General features: G+C 63.4%; 18 protein-coding genes and 1 pseudogene. 9 read left to right on the top strand and 10 right to left on the bottom strand.

Features of this window, described 5'->3' with window-relative positions; all coding sequences use genetic code 11:
* Positions 1–116 precede the first annotated feature (116 nt).
* Positions 117–227, bottom strand: a pseudogene (locus LMTR13_RS43495) (SAM-dependent methyltransferase); the annotation flags it as partial.
* 266 nt (positions 228–493) lie between these two features.
* Here LMTR13_RS43495 and LMTR13_RS03785 point away from each other — a divergent pair.
* The 3 genes from LMTR13_RS03785 to LMTR13_RS03775 all read left to right on the top strand — a co-directional run bounded on the left by LMTR13_RS03785 (position 494) and on the right by LMTR13_RS03775 (position 3,097).
* Entirely contained in the window at positions 494–1,489 is a 996-nt protein-coding gene (locus LMTR13_RS03785) for a flagellar motor protein MotA (RefSeq protein ID WP_065726734.1), read from the top strand.
* Between the two features lie 136 nt (positions 1,490–1,625).
* A complete protein-coding gene (locus tag LMTR13_RS03780) occupies positions 1,626–2,651 on the top strand; it encodes a peptidoglycan -binding protein (RefSeq protein ID WP_065726733.1) in 1,026 nt (341 codons plus the stop codon).
* The gene (locus LMTR13_RS03775; RefSeq protein WP_065726732.1) at positions 2,651–3,097 is read left to right on the top strand and encodes a GNAT family N-acetyltransferase; all 447 of its coding nucleotides are present in this window, start codon (positions 2,651–2,653) and stop codon (positions 3,095–3,097) included. The genes LMTR13_RS03780 and LMTR13_RS03775 overlap by 1 nt, the downstream gene beginning before the upstream one ends.
* 170 nt (positions 3,098–3,267) lie before the next feature.
* Here the strand turns inward: LMTR13_RS03775 and LMTR13_RS03770 are convergent, their stop codons facing one another.
* A complete protein-coding gene (locus LMTR13_RS03770) occupies positions 3,268–5,121 on the bottom strand; it encodes an ABC transporter ATP-binding protein/permease (RefSeq protein ID WP_065732403.1) in 1,854 nt (617 codons plus the stop codon).
* Positions 5,122–5,301: 180 nt separating this feature from the next.
* Between LMTR13_RS03770 and rpmE the strand changes: the two genes are divergently transcribed.
* On the top strand, positions 5,302–5,529 hold the full coding sequence (gene rpmE / locus LMTR13_RS03765) for a 50S ribosomal protein L31 (protein ID WP_057833964.1): 228 nt from the start codon (positions 5,302–5,304) through the stop codon (positions 5,527–5,529).
* Between the two features lie 82 nt (positions 5,530–5,611).
* Here rpmE and rcdA read toward each other — a convergent pair whose 3' ends face one another.
* The gene (rcdA, locus tag LMTR13_RS03760; protein ID WP_065726731.1) at positions 5,612–6,124 is read right to left on the bottom strand and encodes a protease adaptor protein RcdA; all 513 of its coding nucleotides are present in this window, start codon (positions 6,122–6,124) and stop codon (positions 5,612–5,614) included.
* Between the two features lie 518 nt (positions 6,125–6,642).
* Positions 6,643–6,834: a DUF1192 domain-containing protein gene (locus LMTR13_RS03755; protein WP_065726730.1), complete on the bottom strand. Its 192-nt coding sequence runs from the start codon at positions 6,832–6,834 to the stop codon at positions 6,643–6,645.
* A gap of 121 nt (positions 6,835–6,955) precedes the next feature.
* Between LMTR13_RS03755 and LMTR13_RS03750 the strand changes: the two genes are divergently transcribed.
* Positions 6,956–7,954: an NAD(P)H-quinone oxidoreductase gene (locus tag LMTR13_RS03750; RefSeq protein WP_065726729.1), complete on the top strand. Its 999-nt coding sequence runs from the start codon at positions 6,956–6,958 to the stop codon at positions 7,952–7,954.
* 121 nt (positions 7,955–8,075) lie between these two features.
* Complete coding sequence (locus LMTR13_RS03745) at positions 8,076–10,952, top strand: EAL domain-containing protein (protein ID WP_065726728.1); 2,877 nt, start codon at positions 8,076–8,078, stop codon at positions 10,950–10,952.
* 95 nt (positions 10,953–11,047) lie between these two features.
* On the opposite strand, the gene LMTR13_RS03740 is transcribed toward LMTR13_RS03745, so the two are convergent.
* Entirely contained in the window at positions 11,048–11,332 is a 285-nt protein-coding gene (locus LMTR13_RS03740) for a DUF7662 domain-containing protein (protein ID WP_065726727.1), read from the bottom strand.
* Between the two features lie 131 nt (positions 11,333–11,463).
* Here LMTR13_RS03740 and LMTR13_RS03735 point away from each other — a divergent pair, with 131 nt between their 5' ends.
* Entirely contained in the window at positions 11,464–12,990 is a 1,527-nt protein-coding gene (locus LMTR13_RS03735) for a GGDEF domain-containing protein (RefSeq protein WP_065732402.1), read from the top strand.
* A gap of 4 nt (positions 12,991–12,994) precedes the next feature.
* Here LMTR13_RS03735 and galU read toward each other — a convergent pair whose 3' ends face one another.
* A complete protein-coding gene (gene galU / locus LMTR13_RS03730) occupies positions 12,995–13,873 on the bottom strand; it encodes a UTP--glucose-1-phosphate uridylyltransferase GalU (protein ID WP_065726726.1) in 879 nt (292 codons plus the stop codon).
* Positions 13,874–14,115: 242 nt separating this feature from the next.
* Between galU and LMTR13_RS03725 the strand changes: the two genes are divergently transcribed.
* Both LMTR13_RS03725 and LMTR13_RS03720 read left to right on the top strand, forming a co-directional pair.
* Positions 14,116–15,480, top strand: coding sequence for a lytic murein transglycosylase (locus LMTR13_RS03725; protein WP_236843273.1), 1,365 nt, complete (start codon positions 14,116–14,118; stop codon positions 15,478–15,480).
* A 156-nt stretch (positions 15,481–15,636) separates the two neighbouring features.
* Positions 15,637–17,349, top strand: a complete 1,713-nt coding sequence (locus tag LMTR13_RS03720) for an SGNH/GDSL hydrolase family protein (RefSeq protein ID WP_065726725.1) — start codon at positions 15,637–15,639, stop codon at positions 17,347–17,349.
* A 134-nt stretch (positions 17,350–17,483) separates the two neighbouring features.
* On the opposite strand, the gene LMTR13_RS03715 is transcribed toward LMTR13_RS03720, so the two are convergent.
* The 4 genes from LMTR13_RS03715 to LMTR13_RS03700 form a co-directional block, all read right to left on the bottom strand.
* Positions 17,484–17,858, bottom strand: a complete 375-nt coding sequence (locus LMTR13_RS03715; RefSeq protein WP_065726724.1) for a CsbD family protein — start codon at positions 17,856–17,858, stop codon at positions 17,484–17,486.
* A gap of 81 nt (positions 17,859–17,939) precedes the next feature.
* A complete protein-coding gene (locus LMTR13_RS03710; protein WP_065726723.1) occupies positions 17,940–18,674 on the bottom strand; it encodes an SDR family NAD(P)-dependent oxidoreductase in 735 nt (244 codons plus the stop codon).
* Between the two features lie 292 nt (positions 18,675–18,966).
* Positions 18,967–20,001 carry an IS110 family RNA-guided transposase gene (locus tag LMTR13_RS03705; protein ID WP_065732400.1) on the bottom strand — a complete coding sequence of 345 codons (1,035 nt, stop codon included), beginning with the start codon at positions 19,999–20,001 and terminating at the stop codon, positions 18,967–18,969.
* A 202-nt stretch (positions 20,002–20,203) separates the two neighbouring features.
* The gene (locus LMTR13_RS03700; protein WP_156795422.1) at positions 20,204–21,214 is read right to left on the bottom strand and encodes an AraC family transcriptional regulator; all 1,011 of its coding nucleotides are present in this window, start codon (positions 21,212–21,214) and stop codon (positions 20,204–20,206) included.
* Positions 21,215–21,554: the final 340 nt, after the last annotated feature.

Below are 21,554 nucleotides of genomic sequence, written 5' to 3'. Positions count from 1 at the left end.
TCAAGCTTAGGAAAGAAGATCTAAGACTAAAGGTCATAAACAGATCATTGGCGTGCACGATAAAGCGACGAACCGCAATTTTGTGGGGCATCGGGCACGAATCGGTAAACAATTGCTTAATGCGCCGTCGCTCCCATCCGGTAATGGCTGACGCCCCACTCGCTGCCACCGGCCTAACCGAACAGGCCTGCGTTGGCGAGCAGGAACCAGCGCCAGCGCCGCATCCAAGAAATGCTGCTGCATCACCCTAGGCGCCTGGCAACAGAACCGAGAGAGACGCGGCAATGGCCACCAGCGCCTTGAGACATGAGACCGTCACGAAAATCCCGGTTGGACATCGAACCGTTCCAAAATACGCTGATGTCAAAGCCGGGTTTCGGGACGAGGTTCCACCACCGTCGGCCCGAAATCGCGGCTTGCCAGCTTTTTTCTCCAGCCCGCTGTGCCATATTGGCCGCCAGCGCGGCTTTTCGTAACGGATGACACCCCGCAAATGCCATCAGGCCACACCTCCCGCTCCGAAATGGAGATCGAACTGAGCAAACTGTCCTCGCCACGAATTTTCCTGGTGCGGATGCTGGTGTTCCTGATGCTATGCGCGCTGGTCATGGTCGTGCTCTACAAGCAGATCGTCGTGGCGTTCTTTGCCAATCCCGGCCTCAATGCGCTGATCGGCGGCGTGCTCCTGATCGGCATCATCCTGTCGTTCCGGCAGGTGGTTCGGCTCTATCCGGAAGTAACCTGGGTCAACAGTTTCCGAATCGCCGATCCCGGGCTGGCGATCGACCGCCGCCCGACCCTGCTGGCGCCGATGGCGGCCATCCTCGGCGGCGAACGCTCGGGCCGGATGACGATCTCGCAGCAGACCATGCGGCACTTGCTGGATTCGATTGCGACGCGGCTCGACGAAGCCCGGGATATTTCCCGCTACATGACCGGCTTGCTGGTCTTCCTCGGCCTGCTCGGCACCTTCTGGGGCCTGATTGAAACCGTCAGTTCCGTCGGCAAGGTGATCGACGGCCTGAAGGTCGGGGGCGATGCCGGCTCGCTGTTCGATACCCTGAAAGAGGGGCTGGCTGCGCCGCTCGGCGGCATGGGCATTTCGTTTTCGTCCTCGCTGTTCGGCCTCGCCGGCTCCCTGATCCTGGGGTTCCTCGACCTGCAGTCGAGCCAGGCGCAGAACCGCTTCTATACCGACCTAGAGGACTGGCTCGCCTCCACCGTGCGCGAATATGGCGATGGCAGTTCCGGGATCGGCGGCGAACTGCAGCATGCCATGGAACGCATCCGCGCCGTGGTGGAAGAGAGCGGCGGCAGCCGCAACACCACGGCTGCGATGGCCAATCTGGCCGAGGCGATCCAGGGCCTGGTCGCGCATATGCGCACGGAGCAGCAGATGATCCGCGAGTGGGCCGACGGCCAGGGCGAACAAAACCGCGAGATCAAGAAGCTCCTGGAGCGGATCGCCAGGCAGCCCGAGAAGAGCTGAACGAGCATTCGTGCCCCGGACGCGGCGCAGCGAAGCGTTGCGCCGCAGAGCCGGGGCCCACCATGAATAGATCCCGGCTCTGCGGAGCGGCGTTGCACGCCGCACCGCGTCCGGGACAGGATACCGGAGACAACAAATGGCCCTCGCCCGTGCCCGCCGCAGCGTATCCGGTTTCAACTACTGGCCGGGTTTCGTCGACGCGCTGTCGACGCTGGTGCTGTCGATCGTGTTCCTGCTGTCGGTGTTTTTGGTGGTGCAATTCTTCCTGTCGCAGGAGGTCACCGGCAAGGACAAGGCGCTCGAACTACTCAACGCCAAGATCGCGCAGCTCAACGACCTGCTGTCGCTGGAAAAGCTCGGCAAGCTCACGCTCGACGACCAGCTCGCGCAATTGCGCGCCGGCCTCGCCGCCGCCGAAGGCGAGCGCGACCGCATCAAGGGGCTTTACGAGGGGTTGAGCGGTGCCGGCGACGCCCAGGGCCGCGCCAACGAGCTCAACAAGGCGCTCGAATCCGAAAAGGCGGTGACCTCGCGCGCGCTCGCCCAGATCGAGGTGCTGAACCAGCAGATCAGCGCGCTGCGCCGCCAGCTTGCCGCGCTCGAGGAAGCGCTGGAAGCCTCCGAAAAGCGCGACAAGGAATCGCAGGGGCGGATTGCCGATCTCGGCCAGCGCCTGAACGTCGCGCTGGCGCAACGCGTGCAGGAACTGTCGCGCTACCGTTCGGAGTTCTTCGGCCGCCTGCGCGCCATTCTGGGCAACCGCCCCGATATCCGCATCGTCGGCGACCGCTTCGTATTCCAGTCGGAAGTGTTCTTCGATACCGGTCAGGCGGTGCTGCTCCCCGAGGGCCGCGCCGAACTCGACAAGCTCGCCACCGCACTGATCGATCTGGACAAACAGATACCGAGCGAGATCGGCTGGGTGCTTCGGGTCGACGGCCACACCGACATGCGGCCGATCAACTCGCCGCTGTTCAAGTCGAACTGGGAATTGTCATCAGCGCGCGCCATCTCCGTCGTGCAATATCTGGTTTTCCTCGGCGTTCCCGCGCAGCGGCTGGTCGCCGCCGGTTTTGCCGAATTCCAGCCGCTCGACTCAGCGCCCAACGACGACGCCTACAAGCGCAACCGCCGCATCGAGCTGAAGCTGACGGAACGGTAGTGGTATTTCACACTCGCCTCTACCGTCCAGATGATGAAGCAGCGGCAATTGAGCTGTGGCATCGCACTTGGCAAGAGGCGTATCCCGAGATCGACTTCACCTCACGGCTGGAATGGTGGCGCGGCCGCTGGCGCAACGATCTCGTACCGAAGGCCGAGATCATGGTCGCGGAACAGGAGGCCGGCGCGCTGATCGGTTTTGTGACCGTCGATCGCGAAGGCTATCTCGACCAGCTTGTGGTTGCGCCAGAGCACTGGGGCTCCGGCGTCGCTCACCTGTTGGTCGAAGAGGCCAAGCGCATCTCTCCGAAGGGAGTCACGCTGCTCGTGAACAAGGACAATGCCCGCGCGATCCGCTTCTATGAGCGCAACGGCTTTGAACATGCCGGCGAGGATGTGAATCCGACGTCGGGGCGGCCGGTGTTGAAGATGGCATGGAAGGGGTGAGGCTCGCACCTAATCCTCAATCGTCATACCCCGCGAATGCGGGGTATCCGCCGCTGCCTCTGAAGTCACCGTCTCTGGAATACTGATCACCGGCCGGAGCCTGTCGTCGGGCGCGCATTCGCGCGACCCGGTGGCGGGTGACGACAGCAGTGGTGGAGCGGCAGCCTTAATCAAATCCCCTCGAACTGCAACCGCGCCAATCGCGCGTACAGCCCGTTCGCAGCGACCAGCTCGGCATGCGTGCCCTGCTCGACGATCCTGCCCTGGTCCATCACCATGATGCGATCGCAGGACAATACGGTGGCGAGGCGATGCGCGATCACCAGCGTGGTGCGGTGGCGCATCAGTTCTTCAAGCGCAGTCTGCACCAGCGTTTCGCTTTCGGCATCGAGCGCAGACGTCGCTTCGTCGAGCAGCAAGAGCGGCGCGTCGCGCAGGATCGCGCGCGCGATCGCAATGCGCTGGCGCTGGCCGCCCGACAGCGTCACGCCGCGTTCGCCGAGTTGCGCCTCGAATCCGCCGGGCAGGCGGCGCAGGAATTCGGTGGCGTGCGCGAGGTCGGCGGCGCGCTCGACCTCGGCGTCCGTGGCATCGGGCCGGCCGAAGCGGATGTTTTCGCGTGCGCTGGCCGCGAACACTACCGAGTCCTGCGGCACCAGCGCGATGCGCGAGCGCACGTCGATTGGGTCCGCCGATTTGATCTGCACTCCGTCGAGCGAGACCGTTCCCTTGTCTGGATCGTAGAACCGCAGCAGAAGATGAAACAGTGTGCTCTTGCCTGCACCCGAGGGACCTACGATCGCGACCTTCTCGCCCGCCTTGACCGATAGCGAAACATTGTCGACCGCAAGCACGTCCGGCCGCGCCGGATAGGCAAAGCTGACATTCTCGAACCCGACGTCGCCGCGCGCCGGCTGCGGCAGCGCAACGGGCTGCGGCGGCGCCGTGACCTGGGACTTCACCCGAAGGATCTCGAGCAGCCGCTCCGCCGCACCTGATGCGGCCGAGACTTCGCCCCAGACCTCGCTGAGCTGGCCGAGACCGGCCGCGGCGAACGCGGCATACAGCACGAACTGGCCGAGGCGGCCCGGCGTGATCTGGCCGGTCAGCACGTCATGCGAGCCGACCCAGAGGATCGCAACGACGCTGGAGAACACGATGAAGATGATGATCAGCGTCAGCACCGCGCGCGCCCGCGTCGAGCTGCGCGCCGCCTCATAAGCCTGTTCGACTTCGCCGCCGAAGCGGGCTGTCGCCATCCGCTCGCTGGTGTAGGCCTGCACGGTTCTGATCGCGCCGACCAACTCGGAAGCGTACGCGCTGGCGTCCGCCAGCGTATCCTGGGCGTTGCGCGACAGCCGCCGCACCCAGCGCCCGAACGCGACCAGCGGAATCACGATGACAGGAATCGCCAGCAGCACGAAACCGGAAAGTTTCGGGCTCGTGATCACCATCATGGTAGCGGCGCCGATGAACAGCATCATGTTGCGCAGTGCGATGGATACCGAGGCGCCGACCGCGGATTTGATCTGGGTGGTATCGGCCGTTAGCCGCGACACCAGTTCGCCCGAGCGCGCGGAATCGAAGAAGGCAGGCGAGAGCGAGATCAGATGCGCGAACACGTCGCGCCTGAGATCGGCAACGATGCGCTCGCCGATCGTCATGACGAGGTAGTAGCGCGACGCGCTGGCCGCGGCGAGCACCGCGACGATGGCGATCATGACGCTGAAATAGCTGTTGATCAGCGCGATGCCTTCCGGGCTGAAGCCGAAATCGATCATCCGCCTGACCGCGATCGGCACGACCAGCGTGGTAATCGCCGCGACCGTCAGCGAGATAAGGGCGAGCGCCGCGCGTCCGCGGTAGCGCGCGACATAGGGCGCGAGCGCCAGCAGCGGGCGCAGCCTGGCGCCGGTCCTGGTCGGCGATTGCGTCAACTGGCTCTCGATGAAGGCCTCGTCCTCGAGCAGCGCATCGCGCGGTGGCTTGCCGCGGGATGCTTCAATCTGTTCCACTGCGCTCATGAATCCGACCCGTTTTTCTGCCTCCAGATAGGCCTCCGCAGCCCCCTCTGGCAAATCCGGGAGATTCCCAATCAGGACATATACGTAGCTTGTTTTGACGGGCTTCCTGAGCTATAGAGCCGCCAAATCCCGTATCCCCTGACTTTTTGAGATGGGCGCCGGCGCGCCGAAGGATATGCCATGAAAGCCGAAATTCACCCGAATTATCATACGATTACGGTCGTGATGACCGACGGGACCGAGTACCAGACCCGCTCCACCTGGGGCAAGGAAGGCGACAAGCTGAACCTCGATATCGATCCCAAGTCGCACCCGGCCTGGACCGGCGGCTCGCAGCAGATCCTCGACCGCGGCGGCCGTGTGTCGCGGTTCCAGAAGAAGTTTTCGGGCTTCCTCAAGAAGGATTGAGGGTCCGCCCCTTCCCGTCTCCATCCAGAATGCAAAAACGCCCCGGTTTCCCGGGGCGTTTTTTGTTGTACGACGAAGAGAATTACTGCTCGAACGCCGCTTTCAACCTGTTGAGCTGCGGCACCAGCGGATTGCCGATCGGCGCGCGTTCGGCGGCCGGCGCGTGGATCGAGATGTCGAGGCGGCGCACCCGCGTCTGCAGACTCATCGATCGTGCAATCAGATCCTGCAATTGCTGCGGGAGCTTTGCGATCATGTCCTCCGGCCCGGGATCGGCGGCCGTGAGCTTGACCTTGGTCTTTTCCCGATTGGCCTGGGTCAGCGTCATCTCGCCTTCCTTGACCGCGCGGTGCAACAACAGCCATGACGCAAGCTGCATCAGGCGGGTGGTCAGGCGCATGCTTTCGGTTGCGTAAGTGAGGCTGACGGAGCGTTCGAGCGCCTTGGCTTCGGTGCGGCCGTCACCGTCGAGATAGGCGGCGGTTTCCTCGACCAGATCCATGCCTTCCCGGAAGAGAGCTCCGAACACCGCCGAATTAGTCAGCCGCTCGCTGAACAGAACGAGCGCGGATTCGCTTTGCGAACGGTCCGCCATGGTTAACGCCCTCACGCCACTATTTGCCCCACCGGCTGTGAACCACCGGCTTATGATGAACAAATCATTGCTCGGGCGAAGTCGAGAGTCCAGCGGCAACCGGATTTATGGTTTCCAGCTCGTGGGGGCACAAAATAGCCGCGGAGAGCACAAAAAAGAGCCGCCGTTTCCGGCGGCTTTTGAAGTTGATAACAGGGAGGCGTCAAACAGAGTGGACAGGAGCCACTCGGTGTCCAAACGAGGACGATGACAGTCATAAACGGGAAAGCTTAACCGATCGTAAACGAACGATTTTATTTAGGGATTATTTGCCATGTCGGCCATTGGCCGAGTTTTGGTGATTGACTGAAATTCCTTGTCGTTGCTGCGGAACGCAGGAACCCATGACCACCGGCGGTTATGACTGAGGGAAAGTCGGCCAGCGGCCTGCCACAAGATAAGCCGCGGCGTATGGGTCCCGGATCGCGTTCGCTGCGCTCACTTGTCCGGGACCAAGGCGAGAGATCGCGGCTTGAATTCTACGACTTGAAGAAACTGTTCGCGGCGTCCTTTGACGCGCGCTTTTTGGTGACAGCTTCCTGCAGCCGGGCGATTTCCGAATTCAGAAGCGCAATCCGCTCCGTCAGTTCCTCGACCGAGAGCAGCGACAGATCCTGGCCGATCTCATGGCTGATTTTCTTCCGCGGCTTGTCGTCGTCTTCGATGGCCATGCGTTTCCTCCTTTCGGCATTTCCCTAAAGATCTGGCCGTCCCTTCTCGCGGTTGCCAGCCGCAGCCGGGCTGGCTAATCAGGGGCCGCCTTCAATTCTCAGCCTTTCGCAAGGACAAATCATGGAAAAGCTGCCCGCGCAAATGACCGTCATCGGCATCAGCAAGCCAGGCGGCCCCGAAGTGTTGCTGCCCGAAACCCGCGCAGTGCCGGCGCCCGGTCCAGGCGAAATCCTGGTCAAGGTGATGGCCGCCGGCGTCAACCGCCCCGACGTCGCGCAGCGTTCCGGCGCTTACCCGCCGCCGCCCGGCGCCAGCGACCTGCCCGGCCTTGAAATCGCGGGCGAAGTGGTGGCGCTCGGCAAAGGCGCCAAAAAGCACAAGCTCGGCGACAAGGTGATGTCACTGGTGGCGGGCGGTGGCTACGCCCAATATTGCATCGCGCAAGACGCGCAGGCGATGGCGGTACCGCCGTCGCTTTCGATCCAGGAAGCCGGAGCGATCCCGGAAACGCTGATGACGGTCTGGCACAACGTATTCGAACGCGGCGCGCTGAAACCGGGCGAGACCTTGCTGATCCATGGCGGCTCGTCTGGCATCGGCACCATGGCGATCCAGCTTGCGAAAGCATTCGGCTCGAAAGTGATCGTGACCGTAGGATCGCAGGACAAGATCGATGCCTGTCTGAAACTCGGCGCCGATCGCGCGATCAACTACAAGACTGAGGACTTCGTTGCCGTGGTCAAGGCGGAGACCAACAATGTGGGCGTCAACCTCATCCTCGACATGGTCGCCGGCGACTATGTCGATCGCAATTACGATGCCGCCGCGGTGGATGGCCGTATCGTGCAGATCGCAACCCTCAATAGCCCCAAGGTCACCGTCAGCATTGCCAAGGTGATGGTGAAGCGGCTGACGCATACCGGCTCCACGCTGCGCCCCCGTACTAATGCGGATAAGGCGGCGATGGTGGCCGCGATCGAGGCCAAGGTGATGCCGCTATTGCGCGAAGGACGTGTAAAACCGCTGATGGACAGCTCATTCCCGCTGGAAAAAGCGGCCGACGCGCACCGGCGGATGGAGACCTCCGCACATATTGGCAAAATTGTGTTGGCGGTTTAAACGATCGCGAGCGGAGTGCGGGCGGAAACCCTTTGATTTGCTTCGCTTTCATGCCATTTATCGCGGGCAACGCCGACCCGTTCGCTGGGCCGGGAGGATCGTTGGTCGCGGAGTACTGACATTGCGTCTGATCAGGTGCCTTGCGCCACTTGCGCTGGGCCTCATGATTGTTTTGGCCGCGCCTGCGGCGCACGCCATCGACGCGGTCAGCGTCCGCAGCGACGCGCCTGCCATCGATCTCACCGCGGTGCTCGATCACCAGCGCAGCGAAACCGACCGCATCCAGGTTTCGACCGCGCCGGGAACCGACGGCATCGTCCGCCGCATCGAGGTGCGCGCCCGCGAAGGCGGACAGAACTGGGTGGTGTTCGCGCTGGCCAACAACACCGACGACCAGCTCGACCGCCTGATCGTCGCCCCGCATTATCGCATCGTGTCGTCCGGCCTGCTGTGGCCCGACCTCGGCCTGTCGCGCATCGCAACCATCACGCCGTCGACCGGCGATCGCCCTGAGCGCCAGGAAAGCGCGACCGCCGACATCTTCCGCATCACGCTTGACCCCGGCGCCGTCATCACCTTCGTGGCGGAGCTGCGCACAGATAAGCTGCCGCAGCTCTATCTCTGGGAACCCGACGCCTACAAGGACAAGGTCAACTCGTTCACGCTCTACCAGGGGATCGTGATCGGAATCTCCGGCCTGCTGGCGCTGGTGCTGACGATCCTGTTCGTGGTGAAGGGCAGCATCATGTTCCCCGCCGCCGCCGCGCTTGCCTGGGCGGTGCTGGTCTATATCGGCGTCGATTTCGGCTTCTGGGGCAAGGTGCTCGACATGTCGAACAACGCCGAGCGTGTCTGGCGCGCGGCCGGCGAAGCGATCCTGGCGGCGACGCTGCTGGTGTTCCTGTTCGCGTATCTCAATCTCAGCCGCTGGCATGTGCGCTATTCCCACATCACCGTCGGCTGGCTCGCCTTCCTCGGCTCGCTGGTGGCGCTGGCGCTGTTCGATCCCGCGGTCGCCTCGGGCATTGCGCGCATCTCGCTGGTTCTGATCGCCTTCGCCGGCTTTGCGCTGATCGTCTATCTCTCGACACATGGTTTCGACCGCGCAGTGCTCTTGATCCCGACCTGGTTCCTGCTGGTGGTCTGGGTGATCGCCGCCGGCATGACGGTGGCGGGAAGCGTCACCAACGACATCGTCGGCCCGGCGCTGCTCGGCGGCCTCGTGCTGATCGTGATGCTGATCGGATTTACGGTGATGCAGCACGCGTTTGCCGGCGGCGGCGCGACCACCGGCATCGTCTCCGACGTCGAGCGCCGCGCGCTGGCGCTGACCGGCTCCGGCGACCTGATCTGGGACTGGGACGTTTCCGCCGACAAGGTGTTCACCAGCCCGGAGACCGAAAGCCTGCTGGGCTTAAAGCGCGGCACGCTGGAAGGGCCGGCCGCAAAATGGCTCGAGGTGCTGCATCCGCTCGACCAGGACCGCTTCCGCGCCGCGCTGGACAGCGTGCTCGACCAGCGCCGCGGCCGCCTGGTGCAGGATTTTCGCCTGCGCACGCCGGATGGCCACTTCATGTGGTTCGCGCTGAAGGCGCGCCCGGTGGTCGGCTCCGACGGCGAGGTCTCGCGCGTGGTCGGCACGCTGACCGACGTCACCGACATCAAGAACGCCGAAGAGCGCATGCTGCACGACTCCGTGCATGACAACCTCACCGGCCTGCCCAATCGCAAACTGTTCATGGATCGCCTCGGCGCGGTGGCCAATTTCGCCAAGAGCATGCCGAACCTGCGGCCGACGCTGATGGTGATCGACCTCGATCGCTTCAAGCAGGTCAACGATTCCGTCGGCATTGCGGTCGGCGACTCCATCCTGCTGACGCTGGCGCGGCGGCTGACGCGCATCCTGAAGCCTCAGGATACGCTGGCGCGGCTGGCCGGCGACCAGTTCGGCCTGATCCTGATGTCGGAACAGGACCCGGCGCGCATCACCGCGTTCGCCGAAACCATCCGCAAGACCATCCGCGCGCCGATCGCCTTCAACGACCGCGAGATCTTCCTGACCGCCTCCATCGGCCTCGCGCTGTCGGATCCGCAGACGCAATTGTCCGACGAGATCATCAAGGACGCCGAGCTTGCGATGTATCACTCCAAGCGGATCGGCGGCGATCGCATCGACGTCTACAAGCCTGCGATGCGCGCGCGAAAGACCGACCGCCTGACGCTGGAAAGCGAATTGCGCCGCGCCATCGAACGGCAGGAAATCACGATCCTCTATCAGCCGATCGTGCGGCTGGAAGACCGCTCGATCGCGGGTTTCGAGGCGCTGGCGCGCTGGGACCACCCCAAGCTCGGGAGGATGTCGCCCTCCGAGTTCATCACGATTGCCGAGGAAATCGGCCTGATCGTCGATCTCGGCATGTTCGTGCTGGACCAGACGGCGCGGCAGCTCTCGGTGTGGCAGCGCGCGATGCGCTCGCGCGAGCCGATCTTTGCCAGCGTCAACGTCTCCTCGCGGCAGTTGCTGCGCCACGACCTGATCCACGACATCCGCACCGTGCTGTCGCGTTCTTCTGTAGCGCGCGGCACGCTGAAACTGGAGCTGACGGAATCGCTCGTCATGGAGAACCCGGAGCACGCCGCACAGATGCTGACGCGCATTCGCGAACTCGGCACCGGACTGTCACTGGACGATTTCGGCACCGGCCATTCCTCGCTGGCCTACCTGCAGCGCTTTCCGTTCGACACCATCAAGATCGACCAGTCCTTCGTGCGCACCACCAGCCGCGGCACCCGTCCGGTGATCCTCAAATCGATCATCGCGCTGGCGCATGACCTCGGCATGGACGTGGTGGCGGAAGGCGCGGAGACGGATTCGGACGCGGTCGAGCTCTATCAGTTGGGCTGCGAATACGCGCAAGGGTTTGCCTTCGGCGAGCCGATGGATGCCGACGCCGCGATGCGGCTATTGACGGAAGAACGGCTGGAAGCGGCGAGCTAGTATCTTCGTCGCCCCTGCGAAAGCAGGGGCCCATACGCCGCGGCTTTGCCGTGAATGATGGGGCCAATTGCCTTCGCTACAACAACGCGCGGTGGTTATGGGTCCCCGCGTTCGCGAGGACGACGGCGGTCTTGAGGCATCTTCTTGAACTTCACGCTCTTCCCATCCGCCTGCCGCGTTGCGATGTAGCCGGCTTCGAGACAAGCCTCGCGCTGCGGCATCTTCTCCTGCGGGCTGCGTAGGGTCTCCCACCACGACGCGCGGTGCGCGGCGCGCGGCAGCGCCGCGTCGATGATCTCCTCGATCTCTTCAAAGCTCAGCACGAATTCGGCGCGCTTCTGCGCTTTCAGATAGTCCCGCAACGGATCGTAAACGTTCACGCGTGTCCTCTTAAGCGAATTGCACAAAACCGTCGACGCCGGCAACCGAATGTTAACTGTCTACCATATCGCCGTCGCCGCTTAAGACCGCAACAAGTTATCCGGCGCATACCCTAAGGCTGGAGCGGATGATGCTGTTCGAGCGGCAAAGCGACGTGGCCAGAAAGGGTTGGTTCAGGAAAGACTCCGGCCGCCGCCCCTGGCGATTGTCCGTAAAGCTGTTGATCGCATCGTCGATTGCGACCGTGATCGGCTTCTCCGCGATTTGCACCAGCGTCATGCTCGACATGCGCCGCGGCGAGGAAGAGCTCGCGCGGCAGACGCTGGAAAATCTCGCATCTAGCATCGATGCCGACATCAGCCGCAATATCGAACTCTACGATCTGTCGCTGCGCGCCGTCGCCAGCAATCTGGTGATGCCGGAGATCAAGGGCGTCAGCAGGGAGATCCGGCACCTGATCCTGTTCGATCATGCCGCGACCGCCAAACATTTCGGCGTGATCCAGGTATTCGACGCGGAGGGCAAGCTGACGCACGATGCGGCGACCCTCGATCCGGCGCCGGAGGATCGCAGCAACGAGGAGTATTTCCAGGTCCATCGCGCCAATCCCGGTGCAGGCCTGTACATGAGCCGCCCGATGCTGCATCGAAGCGCCTATTCGATCGTGCTCAGCCGGCGCATCAACGATTCCGATGGCGGTTTCCTTGGCGTCGTGGTGGGCTCGATCCGTTTCAGCTATTTCCACGAACTGTTCAGCCGGCTGACTCTCAATCCAGGCGATACGGTTACCGTGCTGCGCCGCGACCGGATGGTCATCATGCGGACGCCGTTCGACCTGAACATCATCGGCAGGAATTTGGCGGAGCGGAAAAGCTGGAATCCGGCCAACCTGAAGGAAGGCGGAGCCTATGCTGGCGTCGGGCCGGTCGATCCGACACCGCGGCTTTACGTTCGAAGCGGCAGCACCAGCTTGTTCTTCGTCGTGGTCGGAAAGCCGTTGGCGAGCATCCTGAGCCTTTGGCACAGGGAGGTGCTGCGGATCGGCGCGATCATGATGGTGCTGATCCTGTTCGTGGTCGGAACCACGCTGTTTCTCGCGCGTGAGATCGGCCGCCGCGCCGAAGCAGAAGAGAAGCTCGAGGAACTCGCAACGACAGACGCGCTAACGGGGCTGAAGAACCGGCGCAAATTCGATGCCGAGATCGATGCAGAGTGGCGGCGGGCGGCACGCAACGGGACGCCGGTCGCGGTGCTGATGATCGATGCGGATCATTTCAAGGCTTACAACGATAGCTACGGACATCAAGCCGGCGACCAGGTGCTGGTCGGCATTGCGATCTGCATTTCGGACTCGGTGCGGCGGGCCGGCGACTGTCCGGCCAGATACGGCGGCGAGGAATTCGCGGTACTTCTGCCCAGTCTCTCGGCGGTGGAAGCGTTCACCGTCGCTGAAACCATCCGCGTGAAAGTCGAACAATGGGCGGAAGATCCCAAGGTCACCACGGTCAGCATCGGCTTGGCGAGCATGACGCCCACGGCAGCGATCGATTGGGCCTACCTCATCGAAGCGGCCGACAAGGCGCTCTACGCGGCCAAGGCCAACGGCCGCAATCAGTCCGTGGTCGCCACGGTCCCGCAGCTCGCGCTCGTGGCTTGAGCCGTCATTCCTCCAGATACTTCTTCATCTCCGCGCGCAGGCTGTCACGCAATTCGGCGCGGGCCATGCCGTAGGCGATGTTGGCGCGCAGGAAGCCTGATTTCGAGCCGCAGTCGTGCCGCTCGCCCTCGAACTCCACGCCGTAGAATTTTTGCGTCTTGGCGAGAGCTTTCATTGCATCGGTGAGCTGGATCTCGTTGCCCGCCCCGCGCTCCTGGGTTTCGAGGATCTTGAAAATTTCCGGCTGCAGGATGTAGCGCCCGGTGATGGAGAGGTTTGACGGCGCCGTCCCCTTCGGCGGTTTCTCGACCATGCCGTCGACCTCGAACATGTTTTTGGCGTGGCGCTTGCCGACGCCGCAGATGCCGTATTGATGGGTGAGATCGTCGGGCACCGCCTCCACCGCGAGCAGATTGGATTTGCTCCCGAGTTTTGCCGCGGCCTCGATCATCTGCTTCAGGCAGCCCGGGCTGTTGAGCACCAGTTCGTCCGGCAGCACCACGGCGAACGGCTCATCGCCGACGATGTCGCGCGCGCACCAGACCGCGTGGCCGAGGCCGAGCGGCGCCTGCTGGCGGGTGAAACTCATGGCGCCGGCTTCGGGCTGGTCGCGCGCCAGAATGTCCTGCTCGGCCTTCTTGCCGCGCGCGGCCAGCGTGGTGTCGAGCTCGAACATCCGGTCGAAATGGTCCTCGATCACGCCCTTGTTGCGCCCGGTGACGAAGACGAAATGCTCGATGCCGGCCTCCCTGGCCTCGTCGACCACGTATTGAATCAGCGGCTTGTCGACGATGGTCAGCATTTCCTTCGGCATCGCCTTGGTGGCGGGCAGGACGCGGGTGCCGAGGCCGGCGACCGGGAAGACGGCTTTACGGATTTTCATGGGATGTCGGGAGCCTTGACATAGAGAAACTTGGAAATGAGGAAAGTGCTTTGATTGCACGTTGATAGCCGGTTTGCACGCCTGAACAAAGGCGGATGTATGGTGACTGCTCACCTCCCCTTGCGCGCGCCGGGCGCAACAACAAAATGCCCTTTGTTAAGCTATTGGAAACCGTGGCAAGGCCTTCTGACACGGGGTTGGTTGCAACGGACGGGTACGGCATGGGTCTGATGGAACGAATGATGGGCAATCGAACCGGCGCGATCTTAATCGCGGTCGCGCTGTTGTGTTCCTCCGGGCAGTCCAAGGCCCAATCCTCCGGCGACGGGATTTCGAACTTTCTCGGCAACATCTTCCAAGGCCAGCAGTCCGGCCCGCCACAGCAGGCCGCGCCCCGCCCGAACGGCGGTCCGCCTCCCTGGAGCGGCGAAGACGGGGCGTCCGGTCACCCTTTGATGACCGCGAGCGCGATCCGGCAGGCGGCGGCGAATTTTCAAAACTGCGTCGCCTCGATGTGGCCGGATGCCGCACGGCGCAACATCACCCCGCAAAATTTCGAGCGCTTCACCGCCGGCCTCGAGCCTGATTTGCGCATCATGGACCTGATGGATTCGCAGCCCGAGTTCACCAAGGCGATCTGGGACTATCTCGACATCCTCGTCAACGACAACCGCCTCGCCAAGGGGCGCGAGATCCTCGCCCAATACAAGCCGCTATTCGATGCGGTGGAGAAAGCCAGCGGCGTCGACCGCTACGTCATCGCCTCGATCTGGGGCATCGAATCCAACTACTCGACCCAGATGGGCGACCGCAACGTCGTGCAATCGACGGCGACGCTCGCCTGCGTCGGCCGCCGCCAGCCCTATTTCAAGGACGAATTCCTCACCGCGCTCGAAATCCTCAACCGCGGCGACCTGCGTCCCGAGCAGATGCGCGGCTCCTGGGCCGGCGCATTCGGGCCGACCCAGTTCATGCCGACCGCCTTCAAGCGTTACGCGGTGGATGGCGACGGCGACGGCCGCCGCGACGTCGTCGACAATGCCGCCGATCTGATCGCCTCCACCGCCAACAACCTCAGAAAGGACGGCTGGCAGACCGGGCGGAGCTGGGGCTACGAGGTGGTGCTGCCGGAAGGCTTCAATTTCATGCTGGCGGACAAGTCCAAGGCGATGACGATCGCGCAGTGGCAGAGCCAGGGGCTGAAGCGGGCCGATGGCAGGCAGTTTCCTGACACCACCGAGAAGGCCTATCTGCTGGCACCGGCCGGCATGCAGGGGCCCGGCTTCCTGATGCTGCAGAATTTCCGGGTGATCATGAAATACAATCCGGCGGAGGCCTATGCGCTGGCGATCGGACATTTTGCCGACCGCCTGCGCGGCGGAGCGCCGTTCGTGCAGCCCTGGCCGCGGCAGGAACGGGTGCTGTCGCGGGCGGAGCGGCTGGAACTGCAGCAGCTCCTGGCCCAGCGTGGCTTCTATAAGGGCACGCCGGATGGCCAGTTCGGCGGCCTGACGCGAGAGGCGCTCCGCAGCTTCCAGGCTTCGATCGGGACGCCGGCGGACGGATTTGCCTCCTCCGACGTATTGGAGCGGTTGCGGAGCCGGTAACCCCCGCTTTCCGCCCGAAACGGGCGCTGAAAACCACGATTCCGCAGGAGCCTTGACGACGGGGCCGGAACCCCGGTTTATGAGGAAATCTGCCCGCTTGCGGCCCGATTCCGCTACTACATTTGACGCTTCACGATCCATTTGCGACCGAGCCGGATGCGAAAGCCAAAGTCCTTCTTGCGCGTGTTTACCGACACCGGTCCGCTGGTGGCGCTGGCGGTTGCGGTCGCGCTGCTGGTCGGGATCGTCGGCCCTGCTTCGGCGCAGTTTTTCAATTTCGGCGGATTCGGCGGCCCGCCGCGGCAAGCACCGCAACGCGGCGGCGGCTGGTTCGGCGGCGATTTCTTTGCGCCGTTCCAGCAGCAGGCCCCGCAGGCGCCGCGCCAGGATTTCTCCCGTGCGCCCGCGCCGGCCAAGCGCGACACGGTGCCGGAACGTAACGTGCTGGTGCTGGGCGACGCGATGGCCGACTGGCTCGGCTATGGCCTGGAAGACGCCTACGCCGAGCAGCCCGACATGGGCGTGATCCGCAAGCACAAGACCGTCTCCGGCCTGATCAAGTATCAGCCGCGCGGCGAGCCCGCCGATTGGGCCGCGGCCGCCAAGGGCATCCTCGCCACCGAAAACCCGGACGCCATCGTCGTCATGCTCGGCCTCCACGACCGCCAGGCCATCCGTGAGGCGATCACCGAGAAGAAGACCGACAAGAAGGAAGACAAGAAGGACGCGCGCGGCAAGCCGGATGCCAAGCCGGCGGATGCCAAGAAGCCGGAAGGCTCGGCTGACGCCGCAAAACGCGACGAGAAGCCTGCCGACGCCGAATTGTCGCCGGACGATGCTGCCGACAACGATACGCCGCAAATCGCCGCGCCCGCGCGAGCGGGCGGCGGACTCTACGAATTCCGCGACGAGCGCTGGGTCGAACTCTACGCCAAGAAGATCGAAGAGCTGATCGGCGTGCTGAAATCCAAGGGCGTTCCGGTATTGTGGGTCGGCCTGCCTGCGATCCGCGGGCAAAGGGGAACGGCCGACATGCTGTTCCTCGATGCGTTATATCGCGACGGCGCCGGCAAGGCCGGTATCACCTATGTCGATATCTGGGATGGCTTTGTCGATGAAGCCGGCCGCTTCCTGCAAAAAGGCCCCGACTTCGAAGGCCAGATCCGCCAGCTCCGTACGGCCGACGGCGTCTTCTTCACCAAACCCGGCGCGCGCAAGCTCGCGCATTATGTCGAGCGCGAGGTGACGCGCCTGCTGGCCGCACGCTCCGGGCCGATAGCCGTGCCGATCGAGCCGGCAACGCCGGAGGCCAGTGTCGCGCCCGGCCAGCCGGCGCCGCGGCCGCTGGCCGGACCGGTCATGCCGCTGGTCGCCTCTTCCGTCGGCACCGATCAGTTGCTCGGCGGTCCCGGCTCGCGTCCGGCAGCGGTCGATGCGCTCGCTGCGCGCACGCTGGTGAAGGGTGAAGCACTGGCCGCGCCGGCCGGCCGCGCCGACGACTACGTGTGGCCTCGCAGGGAAATCGGCCGCGAGCCGGCGAAGGGCGATACGCCGGTGGCAGCAACCACCGCGCCGAACGGAACCGCGGCGGCCGCCCCCGCACAGAAGCAGCTCTTGCTGCCGCCGCCGCAGCAAACGCTGCAGCAACAACAGAGGAGACTGCCGCCGCCGCCGACGCAGATTCGTCCGACGCAAAACAACGGTCCGTCACTGCGTGACTTCTTCGGCGGTTTCGGTGCGACGCCGCGGCCGCCTGCACCGCCCGCGGCTGCACCGCCGCGTGGACCCGCTGCTCTTCCGGGCGCGCCGCGCCCGCCGGGCAATGTCGGACGCTCGGCAGAGGTTCCGCCGGGTAATTTCATGCGATGATTTAGGTGGGCCTCATGGTGAGGCGCGCGTCTTTGCGCGTCTGAGGACGATGCTTCACATCGCCGCGCGAACCATGAAGCCCCGATGCCGCCATCCTTCGAGACGCGACCAGGAGGCCGCTCCTCGGGATGAGGTTAACCGTAATAGCGCCAGCGCGACGGCGGGCGGCGCGGCGGGCGCGTCATCAGCAGCGCCAGCGCGAACCCGATACCACCTGCGACCAACAGCGCGCCGAGCGGATTTTCCTGGACGGTTTTCGCTATCGCTTTCTGACTGCTGCGAACGGTGTCGCCGCTGTTCTCATAAGCATCCTTGGCATAGCCGACCGCGGCGTCGGTGGCATCCCGGGCGGCATCCTTGGCCTGGCCGTAGAGATTTTGCACCGTGCCGGCCGCTTCGCGCGCGCGGCCCTCGGCTTGGGTCTTCGCGTCACCAGCCATGTCGCCGACGGTGCTTTCGACCTTACCTGCAAAATCCTGGGCCGAGCCGGCAATCCGATCCTTGTCCATCGCGGTCACTCCCGTTTTCGGAGGATGTAACCGACGAGACGCGCCGGGGTTCCTGCCGCGCTGGGAATGCCTATGCCGGGCTTACAGGATCAGCCCGCCATCGACCACGATGGTCTGGCCGATGATGTAGGATGACAGCGGCGAGGCCAGGAACAGCGCGGCGCCGGCCATATCGGCCGGCGTGCCGAGCCGCTTCAACGGGATCCGCTCGAGCGCGCCTTCGAGCCTCTTTGGATTCGCCGTCGTCGCCTTGGTCATCTTGGTGTCGACCAGACCGGGCGCGATGCCGTTGACGCGGATGCCGTTCCCGGCCCACGCCTCGCCGAGCGTGCGCGTCAACCCGACCGCGCCGGTCTTCGAGGCGTTGTAGGCCGGATTGCCCATGGTGGAATGATACGCGGCGGTCGAACTGACGATGATGAGTGAGCCTTTGCTGGTGCTCAACATCGCATGGAATTTGGTTGCGCAGGCCATCAGGCTCATCAGGTTGACTTCCACGACCCTGCGAAAGCCGTCCATCTCGAATTCGCCGCGGCGGTAGATCACCGCGCCCTGCGCCAGCACCAGCACGTCCAGTTTTGCGAAGGATGGCTGGAAGGACTCAATGGCCTGTGCGTTGCTGACGTCAAGCTGGAAATAATCGAGCCCGTCAAGATGCGAGCCTTCGTCGGGCGAATAGTCGTTGGCGCGTTCGCGGGTCCCGCAGACGCAGACACGCGCGCCTTTGGCGCGGAACGCCTGCGCGATACCATTGCCGATCCCGCTGGAGCCGCCGATTACCAGCACCTGCCTGCCGCTGAAATCCAGTTCGTTCATCCCTGCGATCCTTTTTTGTGCGTTCTAGCGCGTACTCATCTGTGGACGCCCCGCGAGATGCAAGCGGTTTTTGAAGAAGATTGGCGCGTAGTCGGATGCTGCCATCTGTCCGGCCTCTGATGCAGCGATGGAGCTGCGGGCCCGTATGGGAGTTCGCGGACCGGAACCAAATCATAAATACGTGCTCCAGGCACGATGAGTACATCTGGTTCTTCCGGCCCCGTCTCGCCGACTGTTGCGCCATACCCTCCTTCGACCGACTACATCTCTGACGACCTCAGGCCCACCAGGCTTACGCCTTGGCGGCGACCGGAGCTCTGTAGTTTTCCTGCTTTACAAGTAGTGCCCAGACAATCCGCGCCATCTTGTTGGCGAGCGCGACGGTTACCAGCATGCGTGGTTTGCGAGCCAGCATCTGTTCGAGCCACGAACCCTTTGGTGCGCCCCGTTTGCTTGCCTGCTGCACGACGGCGCTGCTGCCGATGATGAGGAGGCGCCTGAGTGTGCGCTCACCCATTTTGGATGTCGCACCGAGCTTCTGCTTGCCGCCTGTCGATCTTTGAAGAGGCGTAAGACCCAGCCAGGCGGCAAAGTCCCGGCCCTTGGCAAAGGTCTCGGCCGGCGGTGCTAGAGCGGTGATCGCGGTAGCGGAGATTGGGCCAATGCCGGGAATGGTCATCAGCCTTCGCGATACTTCGTCCTCGCGGGCACGTCGGGCGATCTCCTTGTCGAGATCCGCGATCTTGCCATTGAGGCCGGCGAGCAGGTCTAACATCACTCGGAACATGGTGTGGGCCGCTTCTGGAAGCGAGCTGACCATCTCTTCTTCCTCGATCATGTCGGCAAGCATCGCCACATGCGATGGTCCCTTGGGTGCGACCCAACCATATTCAGTGAGGTGTCCCCGAATCGCGTTGATGAGCTGGGTTCGCTGCCGCACTAACAGATCACGGGTCCGAAACACCAGACCCGCCGCTTGTTGCTGCTCGCTCTTCACGGCCACGAACCGCATGCTCGGCCGCTGCGCTGCCTCGCAGATCGCCTCGGCATCGATCGCGTCGTTCTTTTGCCGCTTCACGAACGGTTTTACATAGGCGGGCGGGATCAGCCGAACTTCATGGCCGAGTTGGGTGAGCTGACGGGCCCAGTGATGTGCTCCGCCACATGCCTCCAGCGCTACCGTGCAACTCGGCTGGGCTGCGAAGAAATCCAGCAGCTTTCCTCGGCTGATCCGCTTGCTGAATATCGCTCGACCCCGCTCATCCGCTCCGTGCGCGTGAAAAACATGCTTGGCGATATCCAGACCGATTATGATAACCTCTGACACGGACGCCTCCCTTAAGTGGTGCTCAACATCTCCACTTTGGCACATCGATGCCGTCGGCGGGGCGTCCACCCCATCATAAATCCAAAAGGGCCATGTACCTAGCGATGTCCGCATTACGCTCATTAGGTGACCTCAACACGAACCAACCTGGTTGCTTCGGTGGATTGAGCGAACGCAATTGCGGGCCTCGAGCTTTTTGAAACTACGGTTGCTTCCGAAGCTGCTGCGGCTGACCTCTCAGCGTCTCCGAAGGACTTTCCCCAAAATACATGCGATACGTGACCGAGAACCGGCCCATGTGGGTGAACCCCGTGCTCATGGCAATCTCGGTGACATTCGCTTCCGGATCGGCCCGCAGCAAGGCTTGGCGAGCTTGCCTCAAGCGGGCGTTCCGTAGGTAGCGCATCGGCGAGACGCCCTTGAAATCCCTGAAGTGCATAAAGAGCGTTCGGCCCGCAACCCCGGTCGCCGTAACGAGGTCGGCTACCGTGACTGCCTGATCGAGGTGGGCTTCGAGGTAGTCGACCGCGCGCCTTACGTCACGCGGCGCAATCGGCCTCTCGAGGCGTCGCAGCGCGCTGCTGTAATTGTGCGGGTGCGACAGCAGCAGTGCGGTAATAATGAACTGCTCGAATTTGCTCATTGCCGTCGGGCTCCAGAGCACCGATCCCGCCTGTTCCAGGTCCGCGATGGCCATCAGCACGTAGCGTGCCAGGCTGCGGCCGTACCCCGCGGCGAGGTCGATGGTAGGCGCAAAGTCGAGGGGAGCGGTTGGTGGCTCGCCTAGAAGGGCGGCAAGCTGACCTGTAACGCTGGATTTGGTCAAAGACAGTTGGATGCGGCTGCTATCGGCTTCCGATACCAGCCGACATCTCTCGCGCATCGGCGAGATGATCGTAGCAAGGTTCGGATTGCAAACGATGTTGTCACGGCCAATGGTGGCTTCAAGTTGCCCGCGAAGCGGCAGGTGGATCCAGGTGTCCGTGCGGGCGGGGCTCGGAGACAGCACAACCGACGCGCCGCCGTACTGCACGTAACCCATGTAGAGGCCCGGCATGTAAACGCCGTTGAGGCGCGCATCGAGCCGGCGGGCCTGCCGCCCTGCGATGTCGAAGCGGTATCCTTTCGCGCGCAGAAATGCACCGGTCTCTTCCACATTGCGGCTGTGGAAGATGGGCATCCGCTCCAGAAGCGGCGCTGTGCCAAGCTGCATGCTCGCCTCCGTGTTGATCGAGCGTATCACGCATGCCGAGGCATGGGCACCGGGCCGGGAATGTTCCGATCATTCTTGCAGTTTTTGGATAATGATCGTTGGCGCTTTCCGTGGGGGATTTCCACGTTTTACGCGCTTTCCGGATAGAACCTCGCGGCACTCGGATATCCAGCAGCCAAATGCGCAAGTTAAGCTTCGGGCCCAACGGGGCGGTGCCCATCGATAGGAGTGGCCCATCAAGGAGGGAAGCACTCGTGACTGCAGGGCATGTCCACAGAATAGCCCGTCGCCAATTTCTGGGTGAATCGGCTGCAGCGGCTCTGGCCGCGGCTACGTGCGC

Source organism: Bradyrhizobium icense, from assembly GCF_001693385.1.
GTDB classification, from domain to species: domain Bacteria; phylum Pseudomonadota; class Alphaproteobacteria; order Rhizobiales; family Xanthobacteraceae; genus Bradyrhizobium; species Bradyrhizobium icense.
Note: the sequence above shows the minus strand (reverse complement) of the source record. Positions and strands in the feature narration are given on the sequence as shown.